Origin of the sequence: Rubritalea sp. (genome assembly GCF_039830215.1) — a bacterium.
Classification (GTDB): domain Bacteria; phylum Verrucomicrobiota; class Verrucomicrobiia; order Verrucomicrobiales; family Akkermansiaceae; genus Rubritalea.
In genome coordinates this window covers 1-16,043 of the sequence record NZ_JBDOPO010000107.1, presented here as the reverse complement: position 1 = coordinate 16,043, position 16,043 = coordinate 1, and the positions used below count along the sequence as shown (strand labels likewise).

General features: G+C 46.7%; 14 protein-coding genes. 11 read left to right on the top strand and 3 right to left on the bottom strand.

The features are described 5' to 3' along the window. On the bottom strand, positions 1 to 672 hold a 672-nt coding region (gene panC / locus ABGY95_RS03660), incomplete at its 3' end, for a pantoate--beta-alanine ligase (protein WP_347440351.1). 136 nt (positions 673 to 808) lie between these two features. Here panC and ABGY95_RS03655 point away from each other — a divergent pair. The 5 genes from ABGY95_RS03655 (at position 809) to ABGY95_RS03635 (ending at position 4,392) form a co-directional block, all read left to right on the top strand. After that, a complete protein-coding gene (locus ABGY95_RS03655; RefSeq protein WP_347440350.1) occupies positions 809 to 1,405 on the top strand; it encodes an OmpH family outer membrane protein in 597 nt (198 codons plus the stop codon). Between the two features lie 153 nt (positions 1,406 to 1,558). Beyond that, positions 1,559 to 2,401, top strand: a complete 843-nt coding sequence (cdaA, locus tag ABGY95_RS03650; protein ID WP_347440349.1) for a diadenylate cyclase CdaA — start codon at positions 1,559 to 1,561, stop codon at positions 2,399 to 2,401. Between the two features lie 140 nt (positions 2,402 to 2,541). Beyond that, the gene (gene bioD / locus ABGY95_RS03645) at positions 2,542 to 3,192 is read left to right on the top strand and encodes a dethiobiotin synthase (protein WP_347440348.1); all 651 of its coding nucleotides are present in this window, start codon (positions 2,542 to 2,544) and stop codon (positions 3,190 to 3,192) included. Between the two features lie 29 nt (positions 3,193 to 3,221). Further along, on the top strand, positions 3,222 to 3,695 hold the full coding sequence (locus ABGY95_RS03640) for a GNAT family N-acetyltransferase (protein ID WP_347440347.1): 474 nt from the start codon (positions 3,222 to 3,224) through the stop codon (positions 3,693 to 3,695). A 25-nt stretch (positions 3,696 to 3,720) separates the two neighbouring features. After that, on the top strand, positions 3,721 to 4,392 hold the full coding sequence (locus ABGY95_RS03635; protein ID WP_347440346.1) for a ubiquinone/menaquinone biosynthesis methyltransferase: 672 nt from the start codon (positions 3,721 to 3,723) through the stop codon (positions 4,390 to 4,392). Positions 4,393 to 4,499: 107 nt separating this feature from the next. Here ABGY95_RS03635 and ABGY95_RS03630 read toward each other — a convergent pair whose 3' ends face one another. Further along, positions 4,500 to 7,496 carry an NPCBM/NEW2 domain-containing protein gene (locus ABGY95_RS03630; RefSeq protein WP_347440345.1) on the bottom strand — a complete coding sequence of 999 codons (2,997 nt, stop codon included), beginning with the start codon at positions 7,494 to 7,496 and terminating at the stop codon, positions 4,500 to 4,502. Positions 7,497 to 7,667: 171 nt separating this feature from the next. Between ABGY95_RS03630 and ABGY95_RS03625 the strand changes: the two genes are divergently transcribed. The 6 genes from ABGY95_RS03625 (at position 7,668) to ABGY95_RS03600 (ending at position 15,545) form a co-directional block, all read left to right on the top strand. Then, positions 7,668 to 8,153: an Lrp/AsnC family transcriptional regulator gene (locus tag ABGY95_RS03625; protein ID WP_347440344.1), complete on the top strand. Its 486-nt coding sequence runs from the start codon at positions 7,668 to 7,670 to the stop codon at positions 8,151 to 8,153. A 7-nt stretch (positions 8,154 to 8,160) separates the two neighbouring features. Then, positions 8,161 to 9,339 (top strand): aminotransferase class I/II-fold pyridoxal phosphate-dependent enzyme, encoded by a 1,179-nt coding sequence (locus ABGY95_RS03620; protein WP_347440343.1) that lies wholly within the window; start codon positions 8,161 to 8,163, stop codon positions 9,337 to 9,339. Continuing rightward, the gene (locus tag ABGY95_RS03615) at positions 9,336 to 10,103 is read left to right on the top strand and encodes a CAAX prenyl protease-related protein (protein WP_347440342.1); all 768 of its coding nucleotides are present in this window, start codon (positions 9,336 to 9,338) and stop codon (positions 10,101 to 10,103) included. Before ABGY95_RS03620 ends, ABGY95_RS03615 begins: the two co-directional genes overlap by 4 nt. Positions 10,104 to 10,137: 34 nt before the next feature. Next, complete coding sequence (gene nadE, locus ABGY95_RS03610; protein WP_347440341.1) at positions 10,138 to 11,778, top strand: NAD(+) synthase; 1,641 nt, start codon at positions 10,138 to 10,140, stop codon at positions 11,776 to 11,778. Between the two features lie 106 nt (positions 11,779 to 11,884). Next, the gene (locus tag ABGY95_RS03605) at positions 11,885 to 13,501 is read left to right on the top strand and encodes a right-handed parallel beta-helix repeat-containing protein (RefSeq protein ID WP_347440340.1); all 1,617 of its coding nucleotides are present in this window, start codon (positions 11,885 to 11,887) and stop codon (positions 13,499 to 13,501) included. 49 nt (positions 13,502 to 13,550) lie between these two features. After that, positions 13,551 to 15,545: a UvrD-helicase domain-containing protein gene (locus ABGY95_RS03600; protein ID WP_347440339.1), complete on the top strand. Its 1,995-nt coding sequence runs from the start codon at positions 13,551 to 13,553 to the stop codon at positions 15,543 to 15,545. 263 nt (positions 15,546 to 15,808) lie between these two features. Here the strand turns inward: ABGY95_RS03600 and ABGY95_RS03595 are convergent. Further along, positions 15,809 to 16,043, bottom strand: a 235-nt coding sequence (locus tag ABGY95_RS03595; RefSeq protein ID WP_347440338.1) for a hotdog domain-containing protein, incomplete at its 5' end; no start/stop codon positions are given.

Sequence of the window (16,043 nt, the reverse complement as noted above, 5' to 3'; positions counted from 1 at the left end):
TATTAGTTGCGCGCTGCTGTCAACGCCTGACTCTAGAGATTGCTTAGCTAGGAGCATGGCTTCTCGTATAACGGGGGCTTGAGCTCTAGCTTTCGTAGTAAGACGGACATTACGTGATGAGAGGGCAAGTCCGTCGCTCTCTCTAACTGTGTCGACACCATGAATAATAATTTGGAAATTAAGGTCCCTAACCATGCGGTTGATGATGGCTAGCTGCTGGTAGTCTTTCTTGCCAAAGACAGCATCGATGGGGGAGAAGAGGTTGAAGAGTTTCGCGACAACTGTGCAGACCCCATCAAAGTGACCTGGACGTGTGGCTCCACAAAGTTCTGCTGAGAGAGAGTTTTCAGTGATTGTGGTTGATCGGTTGGTTGCATAGAGGCTGCCAGCCTCGGGAGTAAAGAGGAGATCTACACCATGCTCTTTGCAGAGGGCTACATCGCGTGAGAGTGTTGATGGGTAGTTCTCGAGGTCATCAGGGTTGTCAAACTGGATTGGGTTCACGAAAATAGAAACAGCGACGCAGCCATTTGGGCCAGCGATAGCTCTGGCTTTATCTATTAGGGCGAGATGCCCATCATGAAGCGCTCCCATGGTGGGAACGAGAACCGGAGCAGTGAGGTGTTTCTTCTTCGCGAAAAGAAGGTCGGTAACAGTAGTGACAATGTCCATAATGTGTTGCTGGCGGGAAAATGGCTACTGAAACGACAAGAATAAAGAAAAAAGATTAGTGAATCGACGTTGACGTAGTCGCTTTAGCTATGCACATTTACCGCGTTTTAAATCTATCTCGAAGATTCAATTATCTATGAAAAATATCCTAAAATCCTTCCTAGTCTCTGCAGCTACTGCAATGTGCCTCTCTTCTGTAAGCGCTGAAGATCTTAAAATTGCTTCAGTGAACATGGAGATGCTGTTCAATGAGTTTCATATGACGAAGAAAGTGCAAGCGCAAGTCAAGGTTGACCAAGAGCGTATCCAGAAGGATAATGCAAGTCGTCTTGAGCATATTCGCGGCCTTCAGTCAGAGATCGAAAAACTCAGTAAGCAGCGTGGTGATGCCACTATCAGTGATAAGAAGCGTCTCGAAATTGAGCGCCAGATTAAGCTTAAAGTGAGTGAAGGCAATGCTGCAGATAATGAGCGTCGTCAGTGGCTCCAGCGTCAGAGTAAAGCTCTCGGTGAGCAAACTGGTGAAGAGCAGCGCGCTATCCTAGAGAATATCCAGTCCAAGATAGCTGACTACGCCCGTGAGCAGGACTTCGACGTAATTGTTGATCAGTCATCACGCAGTGCAACACGCACTCCAGTATTCGCATTCATAAAGGATAAGTATGATGTGACTGCAGAGCTTCTTAAGGATCTCAACAAAGATGCTCCAGTTCAGCCTGCGGCAACTGAGTAGCAGTTGCCTAAAATTCGATTACAAAAAGCGCCTACCGTGAAGCACGGTAGGCGCTTTTTGGTACTTATTCTACCAGAAGTTAAATAGAGAGATTTGTGAGTATATTAAATAAATTCTTCCCATGATTAGGTAATATGGCTAGATATGTTCTGGATGCAATTTCTGCAAGAACATTGGCGCGACGGAGTGGAGATGCTCATACTATGGATTGGTATCTATCAGTTGTATCGCGCATTTAGGGCCACTAGGGGAGCGAACATATTGGTAGGTATTGTGATGATCTTAGCGATTGCAACTTCGCTAGCATTCATCTTCCAGTTAAAAGTCATCGCTTGGATTCTGACTAGGTCTGTCATTTATGGTGCATTGGCATTGGTGATCATATTCCAGCCCGAACTGCGCACTGCTCTGGCTAAGTTGGGGAGTAGTAAGTTTTTTACATTCTCAAAGACACAACGGTTAGAGTTCACGTCGGTGTTGGCTGATTCAGTCATTCAGCTTTCAAAGAACCGTATTGGTGCTCTTTACGCTTTAGAAAAGGAAATAACACTGAGTGATCACCAAGAGACTGGAGTTAGATTGGATGCTGAGTTTTCCCCTGAATTAGCCCAGAGTGTTTTCTATCCAAAGGCAGCACTACATGATGGAGGAATGATTCTTTCACAAGGTCGTGTGGCCTCAGCGGGTTGCGTGTTTCCAGTGAGTCAGAAAGAACTTACCGATAGAACGCTGGGTTTGCGCCACCGAGCTGCCATTGGTCTAACTGAAGAGACTGACGCGGTAGCTATTGTTGTGAGCGAGGAAACTGGTGGAATATCTATTGCTATCAATGGTGATTTAAAGCGCAATTTGTGTGAAAGTGAGTTTAGAGAGATGCTTGAAGAGATCTTTTTGCCAGAAGAGAAAATAGAAGATGATGATGCTGAAAAAACATTGGATAGCAAAGATAGCGGCCTTGATCCTAGCGATCGTGATATGGTTTCTGATCAGCGGTGAAATTGAGAGCTTGAGTTTCTCAAAGGGGGATGAGCCAGCGATGAATGGGCTGTAATAATCGGTCGATAAGTGCTCGCTGTGCTTGCATGTTTCTAAACTATACTGCAGTAAAAGGGGGACTTCATCGTCAGATCAATTCTATGAGTAAGGGACTTTTTATAACTGGCACGGATACGGACTGCGGGAAAACATATGTCAGCTCTTTGATTATCCGCGCACTGCGGGCTGAGCGAGTGGATGCAGTGGGGTATAAACCAATTTGCTGTGGCGACAGGAATGATGCGCTTGAGTTGGTGGACGCTTCAGATGATGTGATTACAGTTGAGCAATCTAATCCATTATGGTTTAAGACTCCAGCGGCACCTCATGTGGCTTCGATGTTTGAGAATGCCCCTGTCGACACACAAGCTTTGGTTAAAGCTCGAACTAATCTAGGAGTAGATCATCAGGTGGTGATAACAGAAGGAGTAGGAGGTTTACTCGTGCCAATTAATGGAAAGGATTACGGTGTGGCTGAACTAGCGAAAGATCTAAATGATCCTGTATTGCTGGTTGTCGGAAACAAACTAGGGGCGCTTAATCACACTCTACTCACTGTTGAAGCCATGCGCTCACGTGGCATTGAGCCTGCGGGACTTATTTTTAATAACCTCGTAGAGGAGCTTGATACAGCGATGGTCACCAATAAGGGGATTGTCGAAGATATGTGTGGGGTGGAGGTTATCACTGATGTTATACGTGGTCAGCGTGAGATTGAGTCATGGCCATTTCTTGAACTTTTAGGTTTGTAAGGCGCGAACTAACACTAGATTCTAATAGTATGATCGATATGTTAGTGAATCTCTGCGAGTTGCCCGATTCGGCTCAACTCAACGAGAGCTTAAAATATAAAGGCATCACCCTTCGCCGAGCCAACGCCTATGAAAGGCACATTGTGTCAGGCTGGGTGGGTGAGCACTTTTCGCCAAAGTGGGTGAGTGAGGTGAAGGTGGCATTTAGTCGTCAGCCAGTAACTTGCTTTATCGCTACGAGAGATAAGGAAATTCTTGGTTTCGCCTGTATTGAAACTACGGCAAAGGGATTCTATGGACCAACAGGTGTCTCCGAAAAAGCGCGAGGAACTGGTATCGGTAAGGCGCTCTTATTCCGTTGTATGGAGGCTCTGAAAGAGTCTGGATATGTCTATGGGGTGATCGGAGGCGTGGGCCCTCGCGAATTCTACGAGAAAGCGATAGGGGCTACAGAAATCCCGAATAGTGACCCGGGTGTCTACCGAGATATTCTTCCTGGTTAGCGAAGTTCAATTTTATAAAATTATCATGCAAGATCCAACATTTGTTAAGAACGCCTTCAGTAAGATTGCTGATCGCTATGTTATTACGAATCACGTCCTCAGTATGGGCACTGACATTCTATGGAGGAAGAAGGTGGGCCGCATTGTCAAAGCTTGGCAACCCAAGGATATTCTTGATGTTGCGACCGGCACCGGAGATCTAGCGTTAGAGCTACAAAAAGTGTGCCCGGAGTCAAATCTTGTGGCTTCTGATTTTTGCCCAGAGATGTTGGCGCACGCTACCCAGCGAGGCGTGAAAAATACGCAGGTGGTGGATGCTATGAATATGCCATTTGAGGATAATTCTAGTGACGTCCTCACGGTAGCCTTCGGCCTTAGAAATATGGCAGATTATCCAGCAGCATTGACTGAAATGCGCAGAGTGATTCGCCCAGGTGGGCATTTGCTTGTGCTGGATTTTTCTACTCCAAAAGGAATCCTTGGTAAACCTTACGATTATTACCTCAATAACATCCTCCCAAAGATTGCTGGATTATTGACTGGTGAAGAAGGGGCGTACAGTTATCTAGCGGGATCTATCGGGGATTTCCCAAGTGGTGGGCCAATGGTTAAACTGATCGAAGCTCAGGGGTATTCTGATGTGAAGTGTACCCCACTGAGTGGCGGTATTGCCTCTATCTATACAGCAAAATCTTAAGTTCTTATGCCGCCCGATGAGGGACTAAATTTCTCATTCAGGTAGTATAAAAAAACGCTCTCACCTGCAATAGGTGAGAGCGTTTTTTTGTTTGTGAACCTAGAGCCTTACTTCTTGGAAGAAAGGTAGCCGACCACGTCAACGAATTGTTGGATGGTGAGGTCGTCTACGAGGTGGGGCCCCATGATTGTTGAGGTGGCTTTCTTGACGGATGTCACATCAGTTGCATTGAGCTTGGTTTCAATTCCTGCGATATTTCTAACAATCACGGTAGCGGCGTCCTTTTTTACGAGTGTACCGTTATGAACTGTGCCGTCCTTCATGGTTGCATCAACCCAGTTGTCAGCAATCGTAGCTTCTGGTTTGAGAATAGCTTCAGCGATAGCAAGGTTATCGAGGATTGAGCCAATCTTATTGAGATCTGGACCCTTCTTTGGATCTACGTTCTCGATGCTGTGGCAACCGATACAAGCTTGCGTCTTGAGGACTTTCTTGCCGTTAAGCTTGTTAGGCTTATATTTTTCAAATGCTAGAATGACATCCTCAATGGAGAGTTCTCCAACTTTAGGTACTTTAGGCCCCTTATCAACAACGACATCGTTGAGTCCAGGGATGAACGCTTTGTTGTTTTTCGCTATAGTGGTGAACAGAGCCTTATGTCCTGCATCAGCATTCTTCACTTCAGCAATGTATGCTTTGGCAATTTTCTCTGAGGCGGACCAAGTGATCGGCTTAAAGTATGGGCCACTTGGATCAGGCTTCGTACTCCACCACCATGAACCGTCATAGGGTGCTTCCTTGCTGTAGAGGCGAGCAAGGGCATCCATGAGTTTTACTTTTAGTGTCTGATCTGTAGCGGCATTAAGTTTGGCGATGAGGCCATCCACGCCCTTGGAATCGTGCATGCGACGAAGCGCCCAAATGGCACCATCTTGCGCTGGTGTGTCAATCGCGGCGAGGGATGCATCAACACCATTAAGCTCATGCAGTGTCTGCACTGCAATGTGAGGTACGACAATCTTTGAGTTAGGTGTGAAATGCGGCCCTTTTTTGCGACCACTGCTCGTTGGTGAGAATTGACTAACGATGAACTTTGCAGTTGATGTGCCTGCGGTTGTGTCGGCAAAGCCTGCAGTGGCTGAGAATGTGCCAGACATGAATGCTTCAGGGATCCTAAACTCGATGATGGAGTCGGAGTGTGTGCCTATACCGTAATCAAACGGCTTGCCATCCATGCGCTTCAGCGGCTTGCCAACAAAAGATTTGTTGAGAGCTGTTTTACCCCGTCCTCTCTTAGCTTTCTTCCTTTTCCATTTCTTTAGTTCACGAGTTTTGCCGTTCACTGTGATTTTGGGATTGAACCAAGAAGTGTGATCGTTGCTATTGCGTCCCGCCTTTTTGGTGATGAGGAATAGTTGGTTACTTTTTCCGTCGAGTTTGGCGCTAATGTTGACAGTCTCTTTTGCAGATATTTTTTTTGATTCAAAGAGTGGCTTGCCAGGTTTTGGAGTTGAAAATTCACGTGGTTCTGTGACTGCAAGTTTTACAACTTCGCTCGCGGCTTCAGCTTTCCCGATACGAGCGAGGCCTACGAGCGAGGCTACCTTGACGCGGTCATCGCTTGACTTGAGTCCTTTAAGAAACGGATCGATGGCAGTCTTCTCCGCGACTGATTTGCGGTCAGCAATCGCGCGTAGGGCGAACTCACGTACAACTTTATCTTCAGTTAATTTCTGTAGTGCGCTCACACCATCTGCGCCAGTCATCTGAGCATAGGTGAAAATGGCTGCCACTCGAACTTCTGGAGTTGCTGAGGTGTCCTGAGCTATGGTTAAGACGCTAACAGGCTTAACCTTCGTGCCGCGCTCTAGAACCTCTTGTTGTGTGGCTAGTCGTGTTGTTGCGCTAGCTGACTTGATGCCTTTGACTAAGTCTTCAGGGCTGAGCTTGGAGAGCTTTGGGAATGCCTTGTACTTCCAGCCTGTGGGAACAACACGTTCTACGTAGCCTTTTCCTGGGTTTCCTTTGTAGCCAGCACCTTGCCAAGCCGCGATGAACATGCGACCTGAGCCGTCAACATCGAGATCTGTTGGTTGTGAAGTGCCGATAAAGTCTTCTACTTTCTGAGTGAATGTCGGACCGTCTTGAGTAAGTCGATGGATGTAAATGTGGTTGCGTCCCCAGTCAGCCATCATCGGCTGCTTGTTGTACTTAGCTGGCCATGTTGGCTCGTCCATGAAGAGTGCGCCAGTGCCAGAGCCGGATCCTAGGTCACAGAGTGCTGGGATGGTCTCATCTGTAAAGTACATGTAGAGGCTAGGGTAGCCGTAGTCACCAGTCTGAATCTGATCGATAAAGCGAATCCACCAGCCCACACCGTCGTTGGTATTGCCGCGGGTGTAGATATTCATGAATGGATCAATCGCTACATCATAGATGTTACGGAGTCCGTATGTGTATTTTTCCATCTCACTTCCGTCAGGACGAACGCGGAGGATGCCACCTCCGAGTTGCGTCATTTTTTTGCCGTCAGTGCCTTCAGCGTCGACGAATCCAAAATCTCCAACAGCGATATAAATCCAGCCATCAATACCCATGCGGATGCCATTGGTGGTGTGGTCTGCTCCGCGGTCGCGGTTGAACTTGATTGTCGAAACGTCTTTAATGAGGTGCTTCGGTGGACCATCAGCAACTCCGTCGCCGTCTTTGTCTTCAAGTACGGAGAGGTACATACCTTTCATAGGCATGGATCCAGCGTAGTCTGCATGTAGAGCGTATACTTTATCTCCCATAGCAATGATGCCGCGCGGGTGGTCGAGTTTAGCAAAGACTGTGTGTTTGTCAGCTTTTCCATCGTTATTGGTATCTTGAAGTTTGACGATGCTGCCTTTATCAGGCCCTTTGCCGAGTGATCCAAGTAGATCTACGCCAACAAATACATCTCCATTAGCGTGTACCGCAAGACAGGCAGGTGATGGAGTGACCGTGCTATCTGCAAATCTTGAGAAATTAAGGTCGCTCGGGTTTGCTTGTAGTAACCCCAAGCTGGCTGCGTAAGCGAGGAAGCTTGTGAATTTCTTATGAGTGTGTTTTTTTATAGGCATTTATTGATTGTTACGTGAGATTGTTTGCTTGCTGAGGAGGGTCAAATGGCTGACTGGCGCAACTCTTTCTATAAGGCATAGGACTGAACGCAAGCATACCCTACATTTAGATTGTATTTTTTTCGTTCCATTGTTGGCAAACTGCCCATGATTCGCTAATTCCTTCTCACCATGTCAGTCGATCCACTACTCCAACTGCTTAGCCAAAAGGCTAGATACTCCCATAAAGAGATAGCAGATATACTCCAATTAGACGAAAAATTAGTGTCTGAGAAAGTTGCGGCTTGGGAAAAGGACGCCACTATCCTAGGTTACCATGCTGTGATTGATCATGAACAAGCAGGTTGTACTAGAGTGGGGGCATTCATCGAGGTGAAGCTTACCCCAGAACGTGGCGGTGGCTTTGACCGCCTCGCCATGCGCATCGCACGCTTTGAGCAAGTAGAAGCATGCTATTTGACGAGTGGTGGCTATGATCTCATGGTCACAGTCGAAGGGTCTAGTCTGCGCGAGGTTGCACGCTTCGTGAGTGAAAAACTTAGCACCATTGACGGAGTATTATCTACGGCAACCCATTTCAGACTGAAAGCATACAAAGAGCACGGCTTCCTCTTCGAGCAAGAAGAGCCAGAAGGTCGACTCGTAGTTTCACCCTAGTTTGTAGATGGATTATTCAAATAAAATTGCCCAGCAAGTCGCAGCGGTACCCCGGTCAGGAATCCGTGACTTTTTCGAGCTAGTGCAGGGACGTGATGACGTCATTTCATTGGGTGTCGGTGAGCCGGACTTCCAGACCCCTTGGAATATTAGGGAAGCTGCCATCTATTCATTGGAGAAAGGGCACACAAGCTACACATCAAATCTGGGGTTGCTTCATCTACGAAAGCTTATTTCTGGGTACGTGAATGACTTCTTTAAGGTTGATTACAAGGCCGAGAGCGAAGTTCTAGTGACCGTCGGCGTGAGTGAAGCTATTGATTTGGCTCTGAGAGCGTTGCTCAACCCTGGTGACGAAGTGATTTATCATGAACCATGCTATGTCTCCTACTGTCCGAGCATTGCGATGGCTTATGGTGAGGCCGTGTCTGTCCCTACCTTCAAAAAAGATGGATTTTCTCTCAAGGCTGACGCTCTAGAGAAGGTTATAACATCTAAGAGCAGGGTGTTGATGTTGAATTTTCCAACCAATCCAACTGGCGCGATAATCTCAAATGATGATCTACAGGAAATTGCTGAGCTGTGTGTTAAGCACGACCTCATGGTTATTAGTGACGAAATTTATAGTGAGTTACGTTATGACGATCCTAACCACACATCGATAGCCAGTTTAGCTGGAATGCAGGAAAGAACTATCCTGCTTCACGGGTTTTCAAAAGCGTTTGCTATGACTGGTTTTCGTCTGGGTTATGCTTGTGCTCCTCAGCCAATCATCGAAGCCATGATGAAGATTCATCAGTATTCAATGTTGTGCGCTCCCATAACCAGTCAGGCAGCAGCGATTGAAGCCTTGCTGAATGGGGCAACGTCAGTTCTTGAAATGAAGAAGAGTTACCACCGTCGACGCGATTTCATGGTGAAACGCCTCAATGAAATGGGTCTCGACTGCCACAATCCAGGTGGAGCTTTTTATGTTTTCCCTGAAATTAGTAAATTCGGCCTTACTAGTCAGGAGTTTGCGATGCGTTTGTTAGAATTCACTAATGTTGCGGCAGTACCAGGTAATGCCTTCGGCGAATGCGGTGAAGGGTTCCTGCGTTGTTGTTATGCAACTTCTATGGAAGAAATTGTGATTGCAATGGATCGCATGGAGCGATTTGTTAGTAGTCTAGAATCTCCCGTATGAATCTAACTGATATTAGAGATAACAAGAATTACGCCTACGTGGCACCAATGGTTATGTTCATGGTGCTGGACATGCTGATGCAGATCGCTTGCGAGAGTGGGATGGAGTGGGCACACCCCAATGCCCCATGGTGGCGAGAATGGCCAGAACAATGGATGTTTCCTTTACAGACAGTTATTGTTGGAGGTGTTCTTTGTTTTTTTTGGAAGACTTATAATTTTAGACCCACAAAGGGGGTGCTTCTCGGGGCTGTTCTGGGCGTCATCGGTATCGCCTTGTGGATTTTTCCTTCATATTTGTATGATGCTCTTGGGTACACTGAGCATTCGGTTGGGAACTTAAAGTATTTTGGGTTGGCTCCACGCGATGAAGGTTTTGACCCTAGTGTGTTACTTCCAGAGTTCGGAATTGCTGGTTATTGGTGCTCTACGATTTTACGCTTCATACGTGCTGCTGTGGTTGTGGCTCTATTTGAAGAGCTCTTTTGGCGTGGTTTTCTCATGCGCTTTTTAGTCAAGCCAGATGGCAATTACTGGGGGGTGCCTTTCGGTAAACCTCAACGTTTGAGTTACCTGGTGACGACCGGAGCCTTTATGTTAATCCACCAGCCTGCTGACTATCTGGGGGCATTTGTGTTTGGCTCATTGATGTACTGGCTGGCAGTCAGAACTAAAAGCCTAGCAGCGTGCGTGGTCATGCATAGTGTGGCTAATATACTGATGGGAGTTTACGCTCTAGAATATAGTGAATTCGGGCTTTGGTAAAATCTGACTTCGGGTTACGTTCGCATTATCTGACATGAAGATAGGTATAGCACAGATAAATTCTAACATCGGCGATTTCCCTCGGAACGCAAAACGCATCATGCAGGCCTATAGAGCGTGTGTGGATGCTGGGGCTGAAATCGTCGTGACTCCAGAAATGTCGTTGGTCGGGTATCCTCCTCGTGATTTAGTAACCAAGGAGCGCTTTGTGAGTAAATGTCTACAGGCGTTAGACTACCTAGCTGACGAAACGGGTGATGTGCCACTTATCGTTGGGTATGTTGACTTTCACGACTTCATTCAGCCAGGTAGGCCGCTGCGCAATGCTGCAGCATTCCTGCACCAAGGCGGAGTGCGTCAAAAGATCTGGAAGACCTTGTTGCCTTCTTATGATATGTTTGATGAGCATAAATATTTCGAACCATCATCAGAATGTAAGGCTTTCAATTTTGGGGGAAGACGCATTGGTCTTACAATTGGTGAGGATATCTGGCTGGAGGACTACATTCGTAGGCCTATTTATCAAAGAGATCCTATTGCAGAATTAAAGGATGATGGTGCAGACCTCATCATCAACATTAGCGCATCACCTTTCCATACAGGGATGCCTAAGCATCGCGCCAGCTTACTTGAAGTTGTTGCTTGCGGAGCTAATGCTCCATTGGTCTGCTGTAATGCAGTAGGTATGAACGAGCAGCTTGTCTTCGACGGGAATTCGCTAGTGCTTGATGCTGATGGCAATGAGATTTCTAATCTACCAGGCTTCATTTCATGTTTTAAAGTTGTGGATATTACCGAGAGGGGCTCAGAGGCACCCAGTATGCGCAGCATTGACGTTGAGGATGTCCATAAAGGCCTAATTCTTGGTATCCAGGATTATGCTCAAAAGGCTGGATTTGGGGCCGTGACTATGATTCTTGATGGTAATGTTGAGTCATCACTAGTAGCTAGTCTAGCTGTCCGAGCTCTAGGAGCCGAGCAAGTTAAGGTTTTGGTTATACCGGATGAGACGCAAGCGGTAGAATCTGTATGTCGAGCCATCCAGCTGGTGGAAAAGCTCGGTATAGAACACACAAACATATCGGTTGATGTTGTGAAGCAGTCAGCGGATTTGGTTTTAGGTGAAATTTTGACAGACCTCGACCACCCGCTGGTCGATCAAGGAATTACCTCGAGGGTAAGAGCTATGCTGTTGATGGCGTATGCTAGGAATAATAATTACCTCGTGCTATCCTCTGCTAATAAATCAGATCTGTCGATTGGTCACCAATTTATAGGTGGGGATAGCTCTCTTGGTCTTGCAGTACTAAGTGATGTACCTAAAATTATCGTGCACAAGTTGGCTAATTTCACAAATAGTGAGAAGGAGTTAATCCCGAAGGCTCTCATCGAGCGTGAAGAGGAAGCCTCAAAGAACTCACATAAGTACGGAAATGAAACGGTCCCACCGTATGTTCTGATAGATTTGATATTAGAGCTGTATGTGAACTACCAATTGTCATGTGATGAAATAATCAAGGGCCATGGCTACGATGAAAACACAGTGAGGTGGGTGCAGCGTAAAGTTGATTTGAATGAATGGAAGCGCCAACAGGCCGCGCCAGGCATACGTGTGACATCTAGAGCATTTGGTATGTGCCGACGCATGCCTACAGTTCAGGGATTTATAGACTAGGTTTGTACATATATATCCTATAAGCTAGAACTAGATGAGAAGCTCTTATTCAAGATTGCATCGCCATAAACGACAGGGATTCAGTAAATCGCGATTTTTGTTAATCGTGTTACTAATCACGGTGGTGGTAGTTGCTGTTTTTTACAAGCTCCGGAAGGATGCTGTCGAGAGCTCTCTCCAACTACAAATTAATCGTATAGCGCAAGCCCAGAGTGCTCTTAAAGATGATGTGCAAGAATGTCTCTTTGAGGTTCAGAGTCACATTTTAGGAGGGGAGTTAAAGCAAGCTGCGCGCGTGCTAAGACGGGCTAGTATTTTAGATGTGAATCGCGAGTATTCAGCAGAAGTGCAGGTGTTGAAGTCACAGATAGTTGAGCACAAGCGTGCAATTGCTCTTAGTCTCGAATTGGACAAGCTTGAGCAAGTGATATTAAATAATATCCAAACTGAGAAGCTCGATGAAGCGTCAGCGGGCTTGGTGAAATATCGAATGCTCGGTGAGCAAGATGCAGCATTCCTTTCCCTTAAACAAAAATACGAACAAGCTGTACTGCGATGCCAGCGCATTGTGAAGTTTAGTAAGTCGTTTTCAAATGCTTTTTCTGCAATGGATGTTGAGGCTGCGACGGCAAATTTGGGTGAGTTGAGAAAGCTTGATGTGCACCAAAAGATACTCGATGAAATGACGGAGAAGCTTGATAGCATGAGGTTGATTGAAGTTGCGGTAGAGTCTGTGCTGCGAGAAATTGAGCTTGAGGATACTGGTCAATACTCACCTAAGCTAGTAGACCAAGCTAAGTCTGAGATTGGACGACTAGGCGAGCACCCGAAATTGTTGGCATTGCAAGAAAGGCTGTTATCCTACCCGCAGACCTTGCGTGTCCCAGCTGATGTTGCCTCATTCGATGAAGCCTACACTCTCCTCCGAAAAGGTGGGACAATTGAGCTTGGAGAGGGAGTTTTTTATGTGGAAGTAGAAATCAACAAGCCGGTCCAAATTAAGGGGGCTGGAGTTGGCGTTACGGTATTAGAATCGAGAACACTCAAGGGGGCAGGCCTTCACTTCGCTCATCCCAAAAAAGATTCCCATTTATCCAATCTAACCATTCGCGGCTTCATCGATGACACTGGGAAGTACCCGCTAGTTTTGTTGAGCTGTGGTCGCTTAGTTCTCAAGCATGTTGAAGTATTATCGTCAGCAAATCATGGTATGGCAGTTAGTGGTGGTATGGCAAAAATTGAACAATGTAGGTTCCTAGACAACTATTGGGATGGCCTTGCGCTCTTTGGACTAGCCGGCAGCGCGCATGTGAAAGATTCTGTCTTTCAAGGCAACGCAGACCATGGAGTCGATGTGTGGGGTGGGGCTAAGCTGGTACTTGAGTCTTCAAAGTGTGAAAGGAATTCAAAGTCTGGAATCGTTGTGTCGGGTGTCAAGTCACTCGCAACACTGAGAGACGTGCACTCTACTAGTAACCGAGAATCCGGCATTTATCTAAATCTAGACGCTAGTCTTTCTGCTAAGGATACGAATGTAAGCAAAAATCGATTCTCCGGCCTTATCGCTCAGCGTGCCAACCATATTGAATGGAGGAATAGTGATTGTATCAACAATGGTGAGTTCGGCTACCTACTCGACCGATCCAGTGCGGTGGTGTTTGAGGGAGTATTTGTAGGCAAAGACAATAAATTGGGTCTCAAGTCACAAAAGACGTTGAAGTGACTAATCGCTATTTGACACGCTAGTCAATGAGGTCTTCCATCGAGGCCATATGTCTACAGGATTCTCTCTTTCCAGTCTCAACGACGCGCAGCGCGAGGCTGTAAACTCGCTCGACGGGCCAGTGCTTATTCTCGCTGGTGCAGGTACGGGCAAAACACGCACAGTGACGTGTCGTATCGCCAATATGCTTCAGCGCGGTGTCCTTCCTGAGAACATCCTCGCTGTGACATTCACCAATAAGTCAGCAGTGGAGATGAAAGAGCGCGTCTGCGGCATGGTTTCTAAGGAAGCTGGAGAGGTGATCACCGTGTGTACCTTTCACTCGCTTTGTGTGCGAATCCTCCGTGAAGGAATTGAGAAACTGGGTTACAAAAAGAATTTCACCATTTATTCTGGCCAAGACCAGATGGGCATGATCAAGCAGTTGATTATCCGCAAGGGAGGGAAAGACATCAACCTCGATGCCAACGACGTCATCAGCCTCATTTCAAATAATAAAAACGCAGGAATTCCAGCTGAAGACCAGGCCGATGATTTAGTGGGCGCCATTGCGCTTGCCTACAATAACGAACTGCGAGCTCAAAATGCTGTGGATTTTGATGATCTCTTGCTACTGGCGGAAAAGCTCCTCCGTGAGCACTCGGATGTGCGTGAGACGATCCGCAAGAAATACACCCACATCACAGTGGACGAGTTTCAAGACACCAATGGCCTTCAGATGAAGCTTCTGCAGCAACTCGTTGGAAAACCCTTCAATGTCTGTGTGGTAGGTGATGACGACCAAAGTATCTATGGCTGGCGCGGAGCGGATGTGACAAACATTTTGCAGTTCGAGCGCTTTTTCCCAAACCCTAAAGTGATTCTACTCGAGGTAAACTATCGAAGTTCAGCAGCGGTTCTGAACACAGCAAACTCGTTGATCAAACACAACTATGGCCGTCGCGAGAAAGAACTTAAACCATTCAATCCTGGTGGTAAACCATTACGCCTCATCACCATGCCTGGTGATGAGGAAGAAGCTGAGTTTATCGCAGAGGAAATGCATGAGCGCAATGCTATAGAAAAGACTCCTTGGGAAGATTTTGCTATTCTTTTTCGCACTAACGCCCAAAGCCGCAACCTTGAGATAGCAATGCGTGATATGAAGATCCCGTACCGGGTGGTTGGTTCTCAAAGTTTCTTTGACCGCAAAGAGGTGCGAGACTGTGTCGCCTACCTTCAGGTGCTCAATAGCCCAATTTCAGACGTTCCTTTGCTCCGTATCTTGAATGCACCGCCACGAGGAATCGGCCAAGGCTCAGCCTTGCTCATCACAGAATGCAGCCGAGAACGCGAATGCAGCATATGGGAGGCAATGGGCGTTGATGAGGTCTTGAATCAGCTCAGTACAAAGGTGCGGAACAGCGTGAATACTTTCGTTGAAATCATACTCAAATACCACGAACGCTTTGCCAGTGGTGAGGAATGTATGGGAACTGTTTTCCATGAGTTTATCCAAGATATTGGTTACCAAGAATGGATGCACCGCCACTGTAAGACTGAGAATGAGAAGAAACAGCGCTCAGAAGGTATCAATGACCTGCGCTCAGATCTAGCACACGCCACCACGAAGAAACGCACGCTTCAAAAGTTCTTGGATCACATGGCGCTCCAATCCGACAAGGATGACGATATCGAGAAGCAAAAGGGGGTCTGCATGATCACGCTGCACGCCTCCAAGGGACTAGAATTCCCACTCGTCTATCTAGTGGGCCTTGAAAATGGTATCCTACCCCACAAGCGTTCACTCGATGAGGGGACGACTGATGAAGAAAGACGGCTCCTCTATGTGGGTATAACAAGAGCCCAAGATGAATTCACAATGTCCTATTGTGCTTGGCGCACAAAGTACGGCGACCGTGTCAGTTGTGAGCCGAGTATTTTCCTTAAGGAACTCTCATTTAAGGATATTATTGAGCTAGATTATGACGACATAATGGGTGCGGAAGCGACGGAGGAAGAGACTGAAAGCTTTTTCGATGGCCTTAAGAGCCTGCTTGAATAGCTGAACCCTAAATGTCTTTTTTGTTTCTATTTGTCTGTGTAAAAATATCTCGCAAATAACGAGGCTATATCAACTGTGCACCATATTTTCATTGGTTGCTTAGCTTATTTTGATTTAGTAACCAGTCCTAAATATCCAGTCATGCTCACTAGACAGAAACTTAAAAGGAGAAACATTTTTACCCAGTAATCAGTCTGGATGAGCGAAAAAGGGCCAATTACCGGAGAGGTAATTAGCCTTTTTGGAGTGTAATAGTTTTGAGCTTACTCGTCAATTAGAGCGAACTTGAGCTCGCCTGAGGAAACAACTTCACCATTGACGACGCAGCGGCAGCTTGCAAAGCCGATGTTGCGGCGAGTCTTGATGATCTCAGCTTCGATGAAGAGGGTGTCGCCAGGGAGTACTGGGTGACGCCATTTGACTTTGTCCGCGCTCATGAAGTAACCAATCTTGCCTTGGTTCTCAGGCTTGCGGAGCATGAGGCATGAAGCAACCTGC